The 15,453-nt window shown below is 61.4% G+C and carries 9 protein-coding genes; 6 read left to right on the forward strand and 3 right to left on the reverse strand.

The window, feature by feature from the left end; translation table 11 throughout:
- From O7A61_RS09575 to O7A61_RS09585, 3 genes are all read left to right on the forward strand, one after another.
- Window positions 1–3,694 (forward strand): beta strand repeat-containing protein (locus O7A61_RS09575; protein WP_337129501.1); only part of this gene is annotated, 3,694 nt, incomplete at its 5' end.
- 208 nt (window positions 3,695–3,902) lie between these two features.
- Entirely contained in the window at window positions 3,903–5,579 is a 1,677-nt protein-coding gene (locus tag O7A61_RS09580; RefSeq protein ID WP_337129502.1) for a type I secretion system permease/ATPase, read from the forward strand.
- A gap of 19 nt (window positions 5,580–5,598) precedes the next feature.
- Window positions 5,599–6,936, forward strand: a complete 1,338-nt coding sequence (locus O7A61_RS09585) for an HlyD family type I secretion periplasmic adaptor subunit (RefSeq protein WP_337129504.1) — start codon at window positions 5,599–5,601, stop codon at window positions 6,934–6,936.
- A 152-nt stretch (window positions 6,937–7,088) separates the two neighbouring features.
- Here O7A61_RS09585 and O7A61_RS09590 read toward each other — a convergent pair whose 3' ends face one another.
- Window positions 7,089–7,556, reverse strand: a complete 468-nt coding sequence (locus tag O7A61_RS09590; protein WP_337129505.1) for a metallophosphoesterase family protein — start codon at window positions 7,554–7,556, stop codon at window positions 7,089–7,091.
- A gap of 11 nt (window positions 7,557–7,567) precedes the next feature.
- The gene (locus O7A61_RS09595) at window positions 7,568–8,476 is read right to left on the reverse strand and encodes an MBL fold metallo-hydrolase (RefSeq protein WP_337129506.1); all 909 of its coding nucleotides are present in this window, start codon (window positions 8,474–8,476) and stop codon (window positions 7,568–7,570) included.
- A gap of 838 nt (window positions 8,477–9,314) precedes the next feature.
- Between O7A61_RS09595 and O7A61_RS09600 the strand changes: the two genes are divergently transcribed.
- Window positions 9,315–10,079, forward strand: coding sequence for a DeoR/GlpR family DNA-binding transcription regulator (locus O7A61_RS09600; protein WP_337129507.1), 765 nt, complete (start codon window positions 9,315–9,317; stop codon window positions 10,077–10,079).
- A gap of 82 nt (window positions 10,080–10,161) precedes the next feature.
- Window positions 10,162–12,639: a GcvT family protein gene (locus tag O7A61_RS09605; RefSeq protein WP_337129508.1), complete on the forward strand. Its 2,478-nt coding sequence runs from the start codon at window positions 10,162–10,164 to the stop codon at window positions 12,637–12,639.
- Here the strand turns inward: O7A61_RS09605 and O7A61_RS09610 are convergent.
- Window positions 12,636–13,505 carry a LysR substrate-binding domain-containing protein gene (locus O7A61_RS09610; protein WP_337129509.1) on the reverse strand — a complete coding sequence of 290 codons (870 nt, stop codon included), beginning with the start codon at window positions 13,503–13,505 and terminating at the stop codon, window positions 12,636–12,638. The two genes, O7A61_RS09605 and O7A61_RS09610, sit on opposite strands and share 4 nt — an antisense overlap.
- Window positions 13,506–13,655: 150 nt before the next feature.
- Between O7A61_RS09610 and O7A61_RS09615 the strand changes: the two genes are divergently transcribed.
- Window positions 13,656–15,365: a Na/Pi cotransporter family protein gene (locus O7A61_RS09615; RefSeq protein ID WP_337129510.1), complete on the forward strand. Its 1,710-nt coding sequence runs from the start codon at window positions 13,656–13,658 to the stop codon at window positions 15,363–15,365.
- The last annotated feature ends 88 nt before the right edge of the window (window positions 15,366–15,453 follow it).

A 15,453-nucleotide genomic window follows, 5' to 3' on the forward strand; every position in this document is an offset into this window, starting at 1 on the left:
CGCCTCGCACCTGACGGCCACCATCACCGCCACCTCGGGCGGCAACTTCGAACACCTGGTGGTCGGCACCGGCACGGCGACGGCCAACGTCACCGACACCGCCACCGACGCCACGGTCAACCTGAGCGCCTCGACGGTCGCCGAGGGGGCGGTCGCCAACTACGTGTTCACGGCGACGCTGTCGGATGCCTCGCAGGGCGTCACCACGATCACCACCGACCAGGGCATCATCACCATCGCCGACGGCCAGACCGTTGGCACGCTGACGATCGCCTCGGGCAATGGCGAGGACGTCTACAACGACGCCTCGCACCTGACGGCCACCATCACCGCCACCTCGGGCGGCAACTTCGAACACCTGGTGGTCGGCACCGGCACGGCGACGGCCAACGTCACCGACACCGCCACCGACGCCACGGTCAACCTGAGCACGTCGGATGTAACGGATCACGATGCCAACATCACCTTCACGGCGACCTTGAGCAATGCCTCGCAGGGCGTCACCACGGTCCACACCGACCACGGCGACATCACCATCGCCGACGGCCAGACCGTTGGTACACTGGTGATCGCAACTCCCAACGCCTCCAGCCTGTCCGCGACCATCACCGACACCTCGGGCGGCAACTTCGAACACCTGGTGGTCGGCACCGGCACGGCGACGGCACAGATCATCGACGCAACCGCGCCAACCATTCTGATCGGTACGGACGACAGCGCCCTGAAAGTCGGCGATGTGGCGCACCTGACTTTCACCTTGAGCGAAGCGTCGATCAACTTTGGCAGCGGCGACGTTAACGTGACCGGTGGCACGCTGAGCAACTTTGCCGGCAGCGGCACCAGCTACACCGCCGACTTCACGCCGGCGGCCAGCAGCACCACAACCGCCACTGTGAACGTGGCGGGCGGCACCTTCACCGATGCGGCGGCTAACAACAACACTGCAGCCGCGCAACTAAGCATGACGGTGGACACCGTCGCACCGACGGTGACGATTACCGACGACGAGCCCGGGACAGCCAACATTGCGGGCGGCAACGTTGTCTATACCTTCCAGTTCAGCGAGGCGGTAACCGGCTTTGATGCCAGCGACATTACGCTCGCAAACGGCACCAAGGGCACGTTCACCGTAATCGATGCCGACACTTACACGCTGGCGGTGACACCGAGCGCGAGCTTTACAGGCACTATGACGGTCGATGTGGCGGCGTCAGCCGCGTTCGACCTAGCGGGCAATCCCAGTACGGCGGCCACCCAGTCCGTGCAAGCGGTCGACACCTCTGCGCCATCCGCACCGGTGATCACCGGCTTTACCACCGACAGCGGCACAGTGGGCGACCACATCACCAACGACACCTCACTGACGATCAACGGAACGGCGGAGGCCAACAGCACGGTCACGGTGTTCCAGAACGGCGTGTCGATCGGCACGGCGTTGGCCGATGGCAGCGGCAACTGGAGCAAAATTGATAGCAACGTTCTGGTGAACGGCACCACTTATCAGTTCACGGCGACGGCAACCGACGCGGCGGCCAACACCAGCGGTCTGTCTTCTGCCTATGCGGCGATCATCGATACCACGGCCGCTGCACCGGTGATCACGGGCTTTACCACCGACAGCGGCACAGTGGGCGACCACATCACCAACGACACCTCACTGACGATCAACGGAACGGCGGAGGCCAACAGCACGGTCACGGTGTTCCAGAACGGCGTGTCCATCGGCACGGCGTTGGCGGATGGCAGCGGCAACTGGAGCAAAATTGATAGCAACGTTCTGGTGAACGGCACCACATATCAGTTCACGGCGACGCAGACTGACGTGGCCGGCAACACCAGTGCCGTCTCGGCCAGCTACGCGGCTATCATCGACACCACCACACCCACAGTAAGTTCAATTGTATTCTTAACACCTAACCCGGATGCCAGTGGCTACACGGACGTCAGTATCACGTTCTCAGAAGCGGTAAGCAACTTCGATGCCAGCGACCTTCAATGGCAAACTGGCGGTTCTGGATCTCCAGTAACACTCAGCGCCGCCTCTACCCCCGTGAAGGTCATATCCCTGACAACAGCGGACAACATCCACTGGGCCCTTCAACTCGATTATTCTGGCAGCAGTCCGAGTGGGAAAGATCTCGGAAGATTGATTGTCGCGGCCTCCTACACCGACATTTCCGGTAATATTGGGGCAACAGCTCAAACCTCATCGACGAATGAGAAAGTGGCTCCTGCGGGGGTTGCGGGGCAGCTTATTAATCTTGCTCTAACAGATCCGGAAACTGTGCATGGTGACATTGCAGTAACAGTTGCGGGCGTTCCGCTGGGTTGGAGCCTGAGCGAAGGCGTTGACAACGGCGACGGTTCTTGGACGGTGCAGACTAACAACATCGCCACTCTCTCTATCATCTCGCCCGACGGCTACACTGGTGCTCTAACACTCAATATCACTGAATACTGGACGAATGCCGACGGCAGCATGGCCAATGTTTTGATCGCCGACAATGTCGAGGCCTACGCGCCGGGCTCGCCGATCTTCGCCTGGTCGGGCGACGACGTGCTCACCGGCTCCCACGGCAATGATCTCTTCGTCTTCTCGCAACCGATCGGCGCCGACACGGTGCACAATTTCGATGCGGCCGCCGACCAGATCGATCTCATCGGCTATAACGGATTGGCTGATTTCGCCGACCTCCAGACGCATATCGCCGATGACGCCCATGGCAATGCGGTGATAGCGCTCGGCGATGGACAGTCGATCACGTTGGACGGCGTCCACTCGAGCGCGCTGACTACAAGCAATTTCCTCTTCGACCAGACACCGGTGGTCAACAATTCAGGCACCATGACGATCAGCGACGGCGCTCTGCTGCCGCTGAGCGGCACGGTCAACAACAGCGGCCTCATCTCGCTGAACTCGACCGGCGACGAAACGCTGCTGCAAGTCATCCAGCATGGCGTGACCCTTGAGGGCGGCGGACAGATTGACCTGTCCGACAGTGCCTTCAACGTCATCTCCGGCACCGGTCCGGACGTCACGCTGATCAATATTGACAACACGATCTCGGGCGCCGGCCAGTTGGGCGATGGTATGCTCGGCCTCGACAACAGGGGCACCATCATCGCTTCGGGCACCAACGCGCTCGTCATTGATACCGGCGGCAGTGTCGTCGCCAATTCCGGCACACTGGAGGCGACCGGTTCGGGCGGCCTGATCGTCGCCGGCGGGATCGCGAATTCCGGAATGCTCTCGGCCAATGGCGGCAACATCGTCATCCACGGTGAAGTCACCGGCGACGGCGATGCCACGATCGGCAACCTGTCGAAGCTGGAATTCGGCGCAGCGTCGTCGACGGATGTCACCTTCGCGCAGAACGCGGCGGGCACGCTGGAGCTCGATGACTCCTTTGACTACAGCGGACGAATCGGCGGCATCACCAACGACGACAAGCTGGACCTCAACGACGTCTTGTTCGGCACCGGCACGACGGTTGCCTATCAGGCCAGCCAGGACGGCAGCGGCGGCACGTTGACGGTCTCCGACGGCGCCCACAATGCCACGCTGCATTTGCTCGGCACCTATGATGCAAACAGCTTCAAGCTTGCCGATGATGGCGAAGGCCATACCGTCGTCACCTACAATCCGGAGTTCACGCTGACGGGCGTAGCCGGGGGAACGAGCGAGTTCGTGTGACGGAAAGAGAGCGAGGCCGCAATCACGCGCGGCTCGCCCGGTTTCTGCGCCGGTAGAGCGTTTAGCTTACGAATTAAGGTTTACGGAAGCTTTACGTGCAGATCGGGTGGCCCGTTGAAGGATCAGGAGTAGTATCGGGTCCGGGCATGCATTTTGGACAGGGGGCGGTTCTCCGCTAGATATTTTGGGTCTCGACAGCAAATCCAAGATGGTGAGGGAAGCGCTTCGCGCCTGCCGCCGCTATTTCCTGTTTGCGGCGGCGTTCAGCCTGGCGATCAATCTGCTTTATCTCGCATCCCCGCTCTACATGCTGCAGATCTACGACCGGGTGGTCACCAGCGGCAGCGAGACCACGCTGGTGATGCTCACCCTGGTGTTGCTTGCCGCTTTTCTGGCTCTTGCCGGCCTCGACCTTGTGCGCGCCGCCATCCTGACACGCGCCAGCGCGCGGCTCGACCGGCTGCTTTCGGTAAAGATCCTCGCCGCGTCCGTCGAAACTCCGTCGCCCAGCTCCTCGCCTAGCCAGCCAATCCGCGACTTCGATACGTTCAGGCAGGTCATCACCGGCAGCGGCATCCACGCCCTGTTCGACCTGCCATGGTCGCCCATCTATATCGGCATCATCTTCCTGCTGCATCCGTGGCTCGGCTTCTTCGCATTGGGCTGCTCGTTGCTCTTGATAGGCATGGCCGTGCTCAACGAGTATCTCGTGCGCTCGCCGCTAAAGCAGGCCAACGAGCTGGCGACGAACAACTATAACTTCACCGAAATGAGCCTCAGGAACTCGGAAGTCGTTCGCGCCATGGGGATGATCGACGGTCTCATCCGCCGCTGGGGCCGCGACCGCAACCTGGCACTGCGGCGCCAGGCGGAGGCAAGCGACCGTGCCGCCCTGATGTCGGGCCTGATCCGCTTCCTGCGGCTCACCATGCAATCGCTGATCCTCGGCCTCGGCGCCTATCTGGTCATCGAAAGGCAGATTACCGGCGGCACCATGTTCGCGGCCAGTCTCCTCCTGGGCAGGGGGTTGCAGCCTGTCGAGCAGATCGTCGGCCTCTGGCGCAGCCTGATCCTGGCTCGGGCAGCGTTTGCAAGGGTCGAGAAGCTGGTCGACGGGGGCGCTCGGAACGAACGAGCGTTCAACCTGCCCAAGCCCAGCGGCACGATCTCCGTCGAGCAGGTAAGCTTTGCAATTCAAAGCCAGCAGAAAGTGCTTCTGCGCGACGTGTCGTTTCGATTGGAGGCTGGCGAGGCGCTCGGAATCGTTGGCCCTTCCGGCGCCGGCAAGTCTACCCTGGCGCGCCACCTTGCCGGCGTCATGCAACCCAGCCGCGGCACAGTCAGGCTGGATGGTGCCGACCTGTCGCAATGGGGGCACGACGCACTCGGTGATCACATTGGCTACCTGCCGCAGGATATCGAACTCTTCTCCGATACGATCGCGGCCAACATCGGCCGCTTCAAGACCAATGTCGACCAGGAGGTGATCGATGCCGCGCGGCTCGCCGGCGTGCACGAGATGATCATCCGCCTGCCGCAGGGTTACGAGACTCAGATCGGCGAAGGCGGCGCAGTGCTGTCGGGAGGATACCGGCAACGGATCGCTCTTGCCCGGGCGGTGTTCGGAACGCCGAAACTGATCATTCTCGATGAGCCGAGCTCCAATCTAGACGCCGATGGTGACCGCGCGCTGAGCGACTGCGCGATTGAGCTGAAACGCCGCGGCAGCACGGTGATCATCGTCTCGCACCGGCCCTCGACCTTGGCGAATGTCGACAAGATCCTGCTGTTGCGCGATGGCGCCGTCGATGCCTTCGGGATGAGAAACGAGATCGTGGCGCTGCTCAACCAGCGCGCGGCTCCAATCGCGGTGGCGACCCAATGAACTGTGGTCGGAGAGTTCGATGAGCGACAGCGCCCTCACTTACCATAGCCTGCCCGGCGAGGCCGGCATCCCGGCTCCGGATTCCATCCGGGTGCCGGCCTATATCGGTCTGCTGATCATAGTGGCCTTTTTCGGAATTTTCGGCGGCTGGGCAGCTTTTGCCCCTCTGAACGGCGCCGTGCTCGCCGACGCCATCGTCAAGGTGGAAGGCAATCGAAAGAGCGTACAGCATTTCGACGGCGGGACGGTGAAGGAGATCCGCGTAAAGGATGGCGACGTCGTCAGGAAAGGCGACATAATGCTGAAGCTGGACGACACCAGGACCCGGTCCGAATTCAATCTCTATGCCCAGCAATATGCGCTGTTGCGCGCGACCGATGCCAGGATCAGGGCCGAACTGGACGGCAGCGAGGCTGTTGCCTTCCCCGAGGACACTCTCAAAGAGCACGAGGACTACCTCAAGGATGCAATGGCTAATCAGATCGCCGATCTGGAAACCCAGCGTGCCTCGATGGCCGGCGCCAAACAGATACTCGAGCGTCGCATTGCTGAGCTCGAGGAGCAGATACGGGGCAAGCAGTCTCGGGTCGAATCCTACCAGGCTCAGCTCAAGTCGACGATCGAGGAGAAGGCCAGCCTGTCGAAGCTGCTCAAGGCCGGATTGACGACCCGGCCACGCATCCTGGAACTGGAAAGGTCCGCCTCGGATTTGCAAGGCCTGATCGACGATAACCTCGGCGCAATCGGCGGCAGCCAACAGAGCAAAGCCGAACTCGAGAGCCAGATCGCCCAATTGACCAATGAGCGTCGGACCAAGCTGTCGGCCATGCTGATCGATACGCAATCGAATCTTTCCGACCTCGTACCCAAGATGTTCGCCGCCCGGGCTGCCATGGACCGGGCCGAAGTGCGCGCGCCCTATGATGGCCAAGTGATGGATCTCAGCGTCTTTTCGATCGGTGCGATCGTGGCGCCGGGCCAGACCATCCTCGACATCGTGCCGACCGAGAACTCGCTGATCGTCCAGGCACAGGTTCGCGTCGAGGATATATCGAACCTGCGGCCCAACATGGCCGCCGAAGTTCGCTTCACATCATACAAGCAGCGTTCGATACCCACAATTCATGGACGCGTCACCCGCATTTCGGCGGATCGCATTACCGACACCAAAACCGGCTTTCCCTATTACCTCGCGGACATAGCGGTCGATCCAGTGGAATTGGCCGCGGCCTCACAGATCGCGCTTTATCCGGGCATGCCGGCGTCAGTCATGATCGTTACCGACCAACGCACGGCACTCGACTACATTTTAGGCCCGCTGGTTGTGTCGTTCCACTCAGCGTTTCGCCAGAAATGACGGAAGTCCAACACCGTCCGCGGCGAGAACTCCCGCTAACCAGTCCTGAAAAATGCTTCTCTCCGCGTTGCGGCGCGCCTGGCCATCTTGTGATAATCCAGGAGACAGTCGGATATAGGCGCGGACGTATATTAAGTGTGCGCTGAATTGGTTCAGCCGTTTACCAAGCTCCGCATCGAGGGCTGTATGCTGCCCCGAGTAATGTCGACCGTCGCAAGGGTGACAGGCAGCTTGAACCGTCGTGGCCCAGCGCTGCCCGGATTCAAATAAAGCACGCCATCCACTGTCTCCATCCTCGGCACATGCGAGTGACCGGACACGACCAAATCGATGCCCTGGACAACCGGATCGATCTGCAGCGTCTTGAGATCATGAAGCACGTAGATTGCTCGCCCGGCGAGGCGTACGAGCTTGGTTTCTGCGTATTCCACAGCCCACCCACCGGTGTCCATGTTACCTCTGATTGCGGTAACCGGTGCGATACCGCGAAGCGCTGTGATGATCTCGGGGCGGCCGATGTCTCCACCATGAATGATGTGGTCGACCCCGGCCAGGCAACGCACCGCCTCCGGCCTCAGCAAGCCGTGCGTATCCGAGATGATGCCAATTCTGAACGTCATACCTTCTGTCACTAGACGGTGAGGGTCGTGAAATCCGTTGCGATAAGGCTGTTCGTAAATGTCCGGACGGCTTCCGCCAGAATTTCTTCGTCGCGATAGCGGCCGGAGATGTGCGTAAGAACGAGCTGCTTTACCTCACTGGTCGCTGCCAGCGAAGCTGCCTCCGCAGCTGTCAGATGTCCGTAGTCGCGCGCCATCGTTGCATCTCGTTCCAGGAATGTGGCTTCGATGACCAGCACGTCGGCGCCGCTCACCTGGTCGGCCAATCCATCGGTGGTTTCGACGTCGCCTACAATGACCAGTTTCTTGCCGGCTTCGGGTGGTCCGAGGACGGCTTCGGGAGCAATCATTCTGCCGTCGGGGAGAGAAATTGGGCGGCCTTCGGCCAAGTCCTTCCGGATCGGACCGTCTGGCACGCCCAGAGCTGCCAAGCGGTCCGGACGGAGATGACGGCGCGCCGGCGTCTCGAAGATGAAGCCGTAGCTGTCGGTGTCGCGATGGCGAACTTGAAAGCAGTCGACTGTGAACTCATCCACCTCGAACACGCGTCCGGGGACAAGCGGCACGAGTTTCAGCGGGATCGGCGCGCGTCCCTCACCCCAAAGGCCAGCGAGCATGCGGACGACGACGTCGAGGGTGTCGGCGCTGCCATGAATGATTACAAGGTCCTCGCTATGCCGAAGCCGAAGCGTCGAGAACAAGCCTGGAATCCCGAGCACGTGATCGAGATGCGCGTGCGTGAGGAGCAGGCGATCAAGTCGCCTGAATCCGGCGCCGCTGCGCAGAAGCTGACGCTGGGTGCCTTCCCCGCAATCGACCAGCACCCGCTGACTGCCGGCTTCAACGAGCAGCGCCGGGTGATTGCGCTCGGCCGAGGGCACGCTGGCCGAGGTGCCAAGCAAGACAAGCCTGAAGGTCATGCGAGCAGTCTACCTCGCGGGCAACGAGACCTCAAAGCGGGCGAAAGAGCGGTCCTGGATAGACTTCGCGTAGCCGGCTTGGCGCCGGAGATCTGGACATTGTGCATGGTGCTCTGGACATCGTTGGCGACCTCGATCTGTCCAAGCTTCACTGTCGGAATTCGACGAAGCGCGATTTCGCATCTGCGCATACCGGCCACAGGCCCATTTGGCATGCTCTCAATGGGACAGCATTGCCGCAACCTGGTTTCTCGTCCGCTCCTCTTGTGAGGCACTGAAAAAAGGGAAAACAGCCATGGCATCAGCCAAAAAAAGGCCTCTACCAAAGGCCTGAACGAACTCGTCGTCGACACTTTGTAGGACATCTATTTTCGCCGAGAAGACGATTCTCTCCACCTTGCCGAAGAGCAATAGCACAAACCCCGGACCTCAAAGTGCATCGATGACGGTACTTTTCAAGACGGGAGCGAGCATGTCGCCGGGTGGCGAGAGGTTGAAATCGTCCGATTGATCCCGATAGTCGAGGGAAAAAGGCTTTTCCCTTAGTCGACTGCCTTGCGAAATCTCAACTATATTTTCTGATCGATTTTCCCTTTAAAATAAAAATCAAATTTTCAGCGGCCACGCGGCGTCAACGTCCTCGGTAGAGAAAAATCGCCTTCAGATGATGTTTCAGTGCGGACGGTTTAGCTAGCCTAAGATGGCGTCACGAAATCTTTGGCGGCGTTGAAGTTGTGTTTTAGATTTCGGTGGCGGTTGCCTCGGCTCTCGGCCACTGCCACATATTACAACATCAAGGTCACGTGAGGGTCCAGTGTCTCCCGAGAGCAGTCAGCAGATGCGCGTGCTCGCCACGCGGCGACACGATGAGATCCTGAAGCGCCTCAGCGCCCAAGGTTCCGTTAGCATTGCCGAACTTGCCGGGTTCTTCGATGTCTCGCGCGAAACCATCCGCCGCGACCTGAAGCTGCTGTCGGATAAGGGACAACTCGGCATCGTGCATGGCGGCGCCGCCCGTTTCGAGCCGAGTGAGCCGGCAATGAACTTGCGCAGCCGAGAAAATGCCCGGGGCAAGGCCGTGATCGGCAGGGCGGCCGCAGGGCTCATACACAACGGCATGGTGGTTTTCCTCGATTCCGGCACCACGACGCTGGCCGTCGCGCAAGCCATGAGCGACCTGCGCGATCTCACCATCTGTACGGCCAGCCTGCCGATTGCGCTTCACCTGTGCCACATTCCAGGCATGCGCGTGCATATGCTGGGTGGCGAAATCGATCCCGGCGAGGAAGCGGCCGCCAGCATCGACATGCCCGAGGCAATGGCGCGCTTTCGCGTCGACATCGCCTTCCTCGGCGGTGGCGCACTCTCGCCCGACGGCGAAGTGACCGATTTCACCCGCGCCGGCGCCGAACAGCGCGGACGGATGATCGCGCTCGCAGCCAAAACCTACTTCGTTCTCGACAGCAGCAAGTTCGCAAAACTGACGCCGCTCAGGATCCCGAATTTCCAGCGCGCCGCCGGCTTGATCGTCGATGCGAAGCCGCAGGCTGATATCGCTGAAGCGGTGGTGCGCAAAGGACCTGAACTGATGGTTGCATCTTGATGTGATATTTTGTGGCATTTTGTGTTGATATTTGGGATTCGCCTGCTATGATCCAGCCGGTGTCAAAACGGCAGGATGTCCCATGGCAAACGAATTCCCCACGCAAGCGCGCGTCGTCATTGTCGGCGGCGGCATCACCGGCTGTTCGGTCGCCTATCATCTCACCAAGCTCGGCTGGACCGATGTGGTGTTGCTCGAGCAAGGCCAGCTCAGCGGCGGCACCACCTGGCATGCCGCCGGCCTTGTCGGGCAGTTGCGCAGCCATGCCAACATGACCAGCCTGATCCGATATTCCACCCAGCTCTACAGTGAACTGGAGTCCGAGACCGGTCTTGCCACCGGCTGGAAGAATTGCGGCTCGCTGTCGGTGGCGCGCACATCAGACCGTATGACAGTGCTGAAGCGTACGGCCGCCTCGGCGCGCGCTCAAGGGGTGGAGATCGATGTTATTTCGCCGAAAGAGGCGGCCGATCTGTGGCCGGTGATGGCGACGGACGATCTGGTCGGCGCCGTCTGGCTGCCGGGAGACGGCAAAGCCAATCCGACGGACTTGACACAGTCGCTCGCCAAGGGCGCACGCAACGGCGGTGCGAAAGTTTTCGAGCGGGTGAAGGTCACCGGGATCACGGTAAAAAACGGCGTTGCCTGCGGCGTTGAGACGGACCGTGGCGACATCGCCGCAGAGATCGTCGTCAACTGCGCCGGCCAATGGGCGCGCAAGGTCGGGTTGATGTGTGGCGTATCGGTGCCGCTGCATTCGGCCGAGCATATGTACATCGTCACCGGCAGGATCGAGGGCGTGCATCCGGATCTGCCTGTCATGCGTGACCCCGATGGTTTCATCTACTTCAAGGAAGAGGTCGGCGGCCTGGTGATGGGCGGCTTCGAGCCGCATGCCAAACCGTGGGGCATGAACGGCATCCCGGAAAATTTCGAGTTCGCGCTGCTGCCCGACGATTGGGACCAGTTCGAGATACTGATGGAAAACGCGCTTGTCCGCGTGCCGCAATTGGCGCAGGCCGAGGTGAAGAAATTCTACAACGGCCCGGAAAGCTTCACGCCCGACAACAATTTTCTCCTCGGCGAGACGCCGGAGCTGAAAAATTTCTATGTCGGCGCCGGCTTCAACTCGATGGGCATCGCCAGCGCCGGCGGCGCGGGTAGGGCGCTGGCCGAATGGATCGTCAACAGCGCACCGACCATGGATTTGTGGCCGGTCGATATCAGGCGCTTCGCCTCCTTCAACAACAATCCGCGCTGGCTGCATGACCGCGTCAAGGAGACGCTCGGCCTGCACTACGCCATGCCCTGGCCGAACCGCGAACTCGACACCGCACGGCCCTTCCGCCGCTCGCCGCTCTATGACCGGCTTGCCGCCAAGGGCGCCTGCTTCGGCTCCAAAATGGGCTGGGAGCGCGCCAACTGGTTTGCCGCTCCAGGAGAGAAAGCCGAGAACGACTACGCCTTAGGCTGCCAGAACTGGCATGGGGCGGTCAGACGCGAGATGAAGGCGACGCGTGAAGCCGTCGCCATTTTCGACCAGACTTCCTTCGCCAAGCTTCTCGTCCAGGGCCGCGATGCCTGCGCCGTGCTCAACCGCATCTGCGCCGGCAATGTCGACGTACCGGTCGGTGCGTCCGTTTACACAGGCGTGCTCAATGCCCGTGGCGGCTACGAAAGCGATCTCACCGTGATGCGGCTGGGCGCGGAAAAATTCCTCATCATCACCGGTTCCGCACAAGCGGTGCACGATGCCGACTGGATCGTGAAGAACACCCCCGCTGGCGCCCATGCCATCCTGACCGACGTCACCTCGTCCTACGCGGTGCTGGCGTTGATGGGGCCGCGATCGCGCGATGTGCTGGGCAAACTGTCCTCGGCTGATCTTTCCAACGCCGGCTTCCCTTTCGCCACCATCCGCGAGATCGATATCGGCTACGCCACCGCTTATGCCAATCGAATGACCTATGTCGGGGAACTCGGCTGGGAACTGATCGTGCCGACCGAATTCGCCGTCGGCGTCTATGAGGCGCTGCATGAGGCCGGTCACGAATTCGGCTTGACCGATGCCGGTTACTACGCGCTCGATGCCTTGCGCATCGAAAAGGGTTTTCGCGCCTGGGGTCGTGAATTGACGCCTGATATCAACCCCTGGCAGGCCGGACTTGGCTTCGCTGTCGCGATGGACAAGCCTGATGGCTTCATCGGCCACGAAGCGCTGGTCGAGGTAAAGCCGTCAGCGGCACCGGTTAGGCGCATCGTGCTGTTCACGCTCGATGATGCCGAACCAATGCTTTGGGGCGGTGAACTGATCCTGCGCGACGGCAAACCGGTCGGCGAGGTCCGCTCGGCGGCATACGGCCACACGCTTGGCCGTTCAGTGGCGCTCGGCTTGATCGAGAACGAGACCGGCGTCGACGCAGCGTTTCTCACCGGCGGCCGGTTCGAGATCGACCTCGCTGGTGATCGCCATGCCGCGACACCGCATTTGCGCAGCCCCTACGATCCGAAATCGGAGCGGGTGAAGGCCGATGTGGTGGAGATAAGGGTCGCAGCTTAATCCACCGACATCGAGCGCGCCATGTCGAGAAAGGCGCGCACGAGTTTGCCGCCGCTGCGTTCTCGCAAGCAGATCAGCGCCTCATCCATCAGCGTCTCAGGCGCGTCGATGGCGATCGGGACGAGCCGCGAATCCTGGCCGAATTCAGCCGCCGAGACGAAGCCGATGCCAGCGCCCGAGGCGACGATCTCGCGGACGGCTTCGCGGCCTTCGGCCTCGATCACGGGCCTCAGTTCAATCTTTGAAGCGGCTGCGAGGTCTTCGAGCTTCTGACGCGTCTTCGACCCGCGCTCGCGCATGACCAGTGATTCCTGCGCGAGCTGCTTGAGGGTCAGCGATTTGCTCGCGGCCAGCGGATGGTCGACGGAGGCGAAGGCGATGATCGGCGTCGAGTTGAGTTTCAAGACCTCGAAATCGCGCCCGGTCGGCACCTCGCCCAGCACGCCGATGTCGGCGTCGTAGCTGTAGAGGCTGCTGATCACCGTCTCGGTGTTGCCGGCGCGCACCGAAACCTGGACGCCCGGATAGCGGGCCCGGAAGCTGCCCAGGATGTGCAACAGATGATGCGCCGCATCGGCGACGATGCGCAGCGTGCCGGAGCGCAACGCGCGCGACTCCGTCAGCAACTCGAGCGCCTGCTGCTCGGTGTCGAACATGCGGTGGGTTATTTCGAGCAGCTTCTGGCCCGAATGGGTCAGCGTCACCTGCTTTTTGTTGCGGTTGAACAGCAGCACATCATACTCTTCCTCAAGCTTGCGGACCTGGTCGGATATCGCCGGCTGGGTCAGGAACAGCGCTTCGGCAGCCCGCGAAAAGCCACCTGAGATTGCCACCTGGTGAAAGGCCCGAAGCTGAACATAGCGCATTTCCCGTGCCTCCGAGATGCCAAGATAGACGGCAGCTTACCATAAGGTGTGCTAACTGAAAGATCGAAATGAACGATTTGACTTATGTTTAGCCGAGCCTCAGCCTGAATGAGGTCGACGTCTGCCGGCCATGGTTACCGGAGGCGCGCCATGCAATTTGCAATCATTCTGCTGGATCTGGCGGGTGCCGTCATGCTCCTGCTCTGGGCTGTGCGCATGGTGCGTACAGGCGCCGAGCGGGCCTGCGGTCCGGCGTTGCGCGGTGCCTTGAGACAGGCGCGCAACGCCCGGATCAGGTCAGCGGGCGCCGGCACCGTGCTCGCCGTGCTGCTGCAGAGTTCCACCGCCGTCGCCATGCTGGCTGCCGGATTTGCCGCGAGCGGCATGATCCCGGTGTCGGCCGGGCTGGCGATCCTGCTTGGCGCCGACCTTGGTTCGGCACTGGTCGTGCAGGTGCTGTCCTTCGACCTCAGTTGGTTGGTGCCGGCGTTGATCCTGGTCGGCGGCGCGATGGCCCTGAAGTTCGAGGCGCGCGGTATCAAGCAAGGCGGGCGCATTCTGATGGGTGTGGCGTTTGTTCTGCTGTCGCTGCACATGATCGGGGAGGCGACCGCGCCGATGCGGCAGAGCGCATTGCTGCCCCTGGTGATCTCCTATTTGCGCGCCGATTACTTCACCGCCTTTGCCGCCGCTGCCCTGTTCACATGGCTGATCCATTCCAGCGTAGCGGCGATCCTGTTGTTCGTGACCCTGGCCGCGCAAGGCGTCTTGCCGGTCGAGGTCGGTCTGTTCTTCATCCTCGGCGCCAATTGCGGCGGTGCACTGATTGCGGTGTGGCTGACGCGCGGCGAACCTGTCGAGGCGCGCCGTGTCCCGCTCGGCAATCTGATCTTCCGTGGCGCGGCGGCACTCGCCGCTCTGTTTGTGCTTCAGGTCGTGATGTTTCCGACGCATCCGTTCGGCGCAACCGAGGGCCGGCAACTGGTCAATCTGCACCTCGCCTTCAATCTGGCACTGGTCGTCTGTTGCTTGCCCTTCACCGGCACAATGGAAAAGTTGGTCACGCTGTTGATTGCCGACAGGCCGGCGGCGAAGGTGAAGGAGGGCAGGGATCTTCTCATGTCGCGCCGAACCAGTGCGCTTGACCGCACCGTCATGCGCACGCCAGGTCTGGCGCTGGCAAGCGCGACCCGCGAGTTGCTGCGCATGGGCGAGGTCGTCGAGGTGATGCTTCGACCCGTGATGGATTTCTTCGATGCCGGCACCACAGACCAGATCCGCAAGGCGCAGAAGCTCGATGACGACGTCAACCGCGCGCACACCGAGATCAAGCTCTACATTGCCGAAGTCAATCGCGGCAGCATGACCGCGGCCGAGGCCCAGCGCGGCGTAGAACTCACCGATTTCGCCATCAATCTCGAACGCGCCGGCGATATCGTCGCCAAGAACCTGCTCGTGCTTACCCAGGAGCTGCGCGACAAGAATCTGCGCTTTTCACGCGCCGGCTGGAGCGAACTGGCCGGGCTTCACAACCGTGTCATGGCCAACATGCAGCTTGCGCTCAACGTGCTGGTGTCGAGCGATCTTGTTTCGGCGCGGCAACTCGTCGTCGAGAAGGAGCGGATGCGCGAGCTGGAACGCATGAGCCATGACCGTCACCTCAAGCGCCTGCAATCGGGAATGACGCAAAGCGTCGATACCAGCGACATCCATCTGGAGGCGGTCAGGGCGCTGAAGGAAATCAACTCGCTGATGGCCTCGGTCGCCTATCCCCTGCTGACGCAAAGCGGCGATCTGCTTGAGAGCCGGCTGGCGAGAAGCGGTGAGGCCGCGGACTCAATAGCTGCCGCGCTGGCCTGACGGGAGGCATTCGCCGCTCGCGAGCTGCAATTTTTACCATCGTAACAATCGATATGTCGATACAAAATAACGATTTTACAAATATATC

Origin of the sequence: Mesorhizobium sp. Cs1321R2N1 (assembly GCF_037179725.1) — a bacterium.
GTDB classification, from domain to species: domain Bacteria; phylum Pseudomonadota; class Alphaproteobacteria; order Rhizobiales; family Rhizobiaceae; genus Mesorhizobium; species Mesorhizobium salmacidum.

What these genes read in the sequence shown, in the direction of transcription:
- O7A61_RS09580 (WP_337129502.1), top strand. Translation starts at nt 3,903, where the DNA reads ATGGTGAGGGAAGCGCTTCGCGCCTGCCGCCGCTATTTCCTGTTTGCG.
- O7A61_RS09585 (WP_337129504.1), top strand. Translation starts at nt 5,599, where the DNA reads ATGAGCGACAGCGCCCTCACTTACCATAGCCTGCCCGGCGAGGCCGGC.
- O7A61_RS09590 (WP_337129505.1), bottom strand. Translation starts at nt 7,556, where the DNA reads ATGACGTTCAGAATTGGCATCATCTCGGATACGCACGGCTTGCTGAGG.
- O7A61_RS09595 (WP_337129506.1), bottom strand. Translation starts at nt 8,476, where the DNA reads ATGACCTTCAGGCTTGTCTTGCTTGGCACCTCGGCCAGCGTGCCCTCG.
- O7A61_RS09600 (WP_337129507.1), top strand. Translation starts at nt 9,315, where the DNA reads ATGCGCGTGCTCGCCACGCGGCGACACGATGAGATCCTGAAGCGCCTC.
- O7A61_RS09605 (WP_337129508.1), top strand. Translation starts at nt 10,162, where the DNA reads ATGGCAAACGAATTCCCCACGCAAGCGCGCGTCGTCATTGTCGGCGGC.
- O7A61_RS09610 (WP_337129509.1), bottom strand. Translation starts at nt 13,505, where the DNA reads ATGCGCTATGTTCAGCTTCGGGCCTTTCACCAGGTGGCAATCTCAGGT.
- O7A61_RS09615 (WP_337129510.1), top strand. Translation starts at nt 13,656, where the DNA reads ATGCAATTTGCAATCATTCTGCTGGATCTGGCGGGTGCCGTCATGCTC.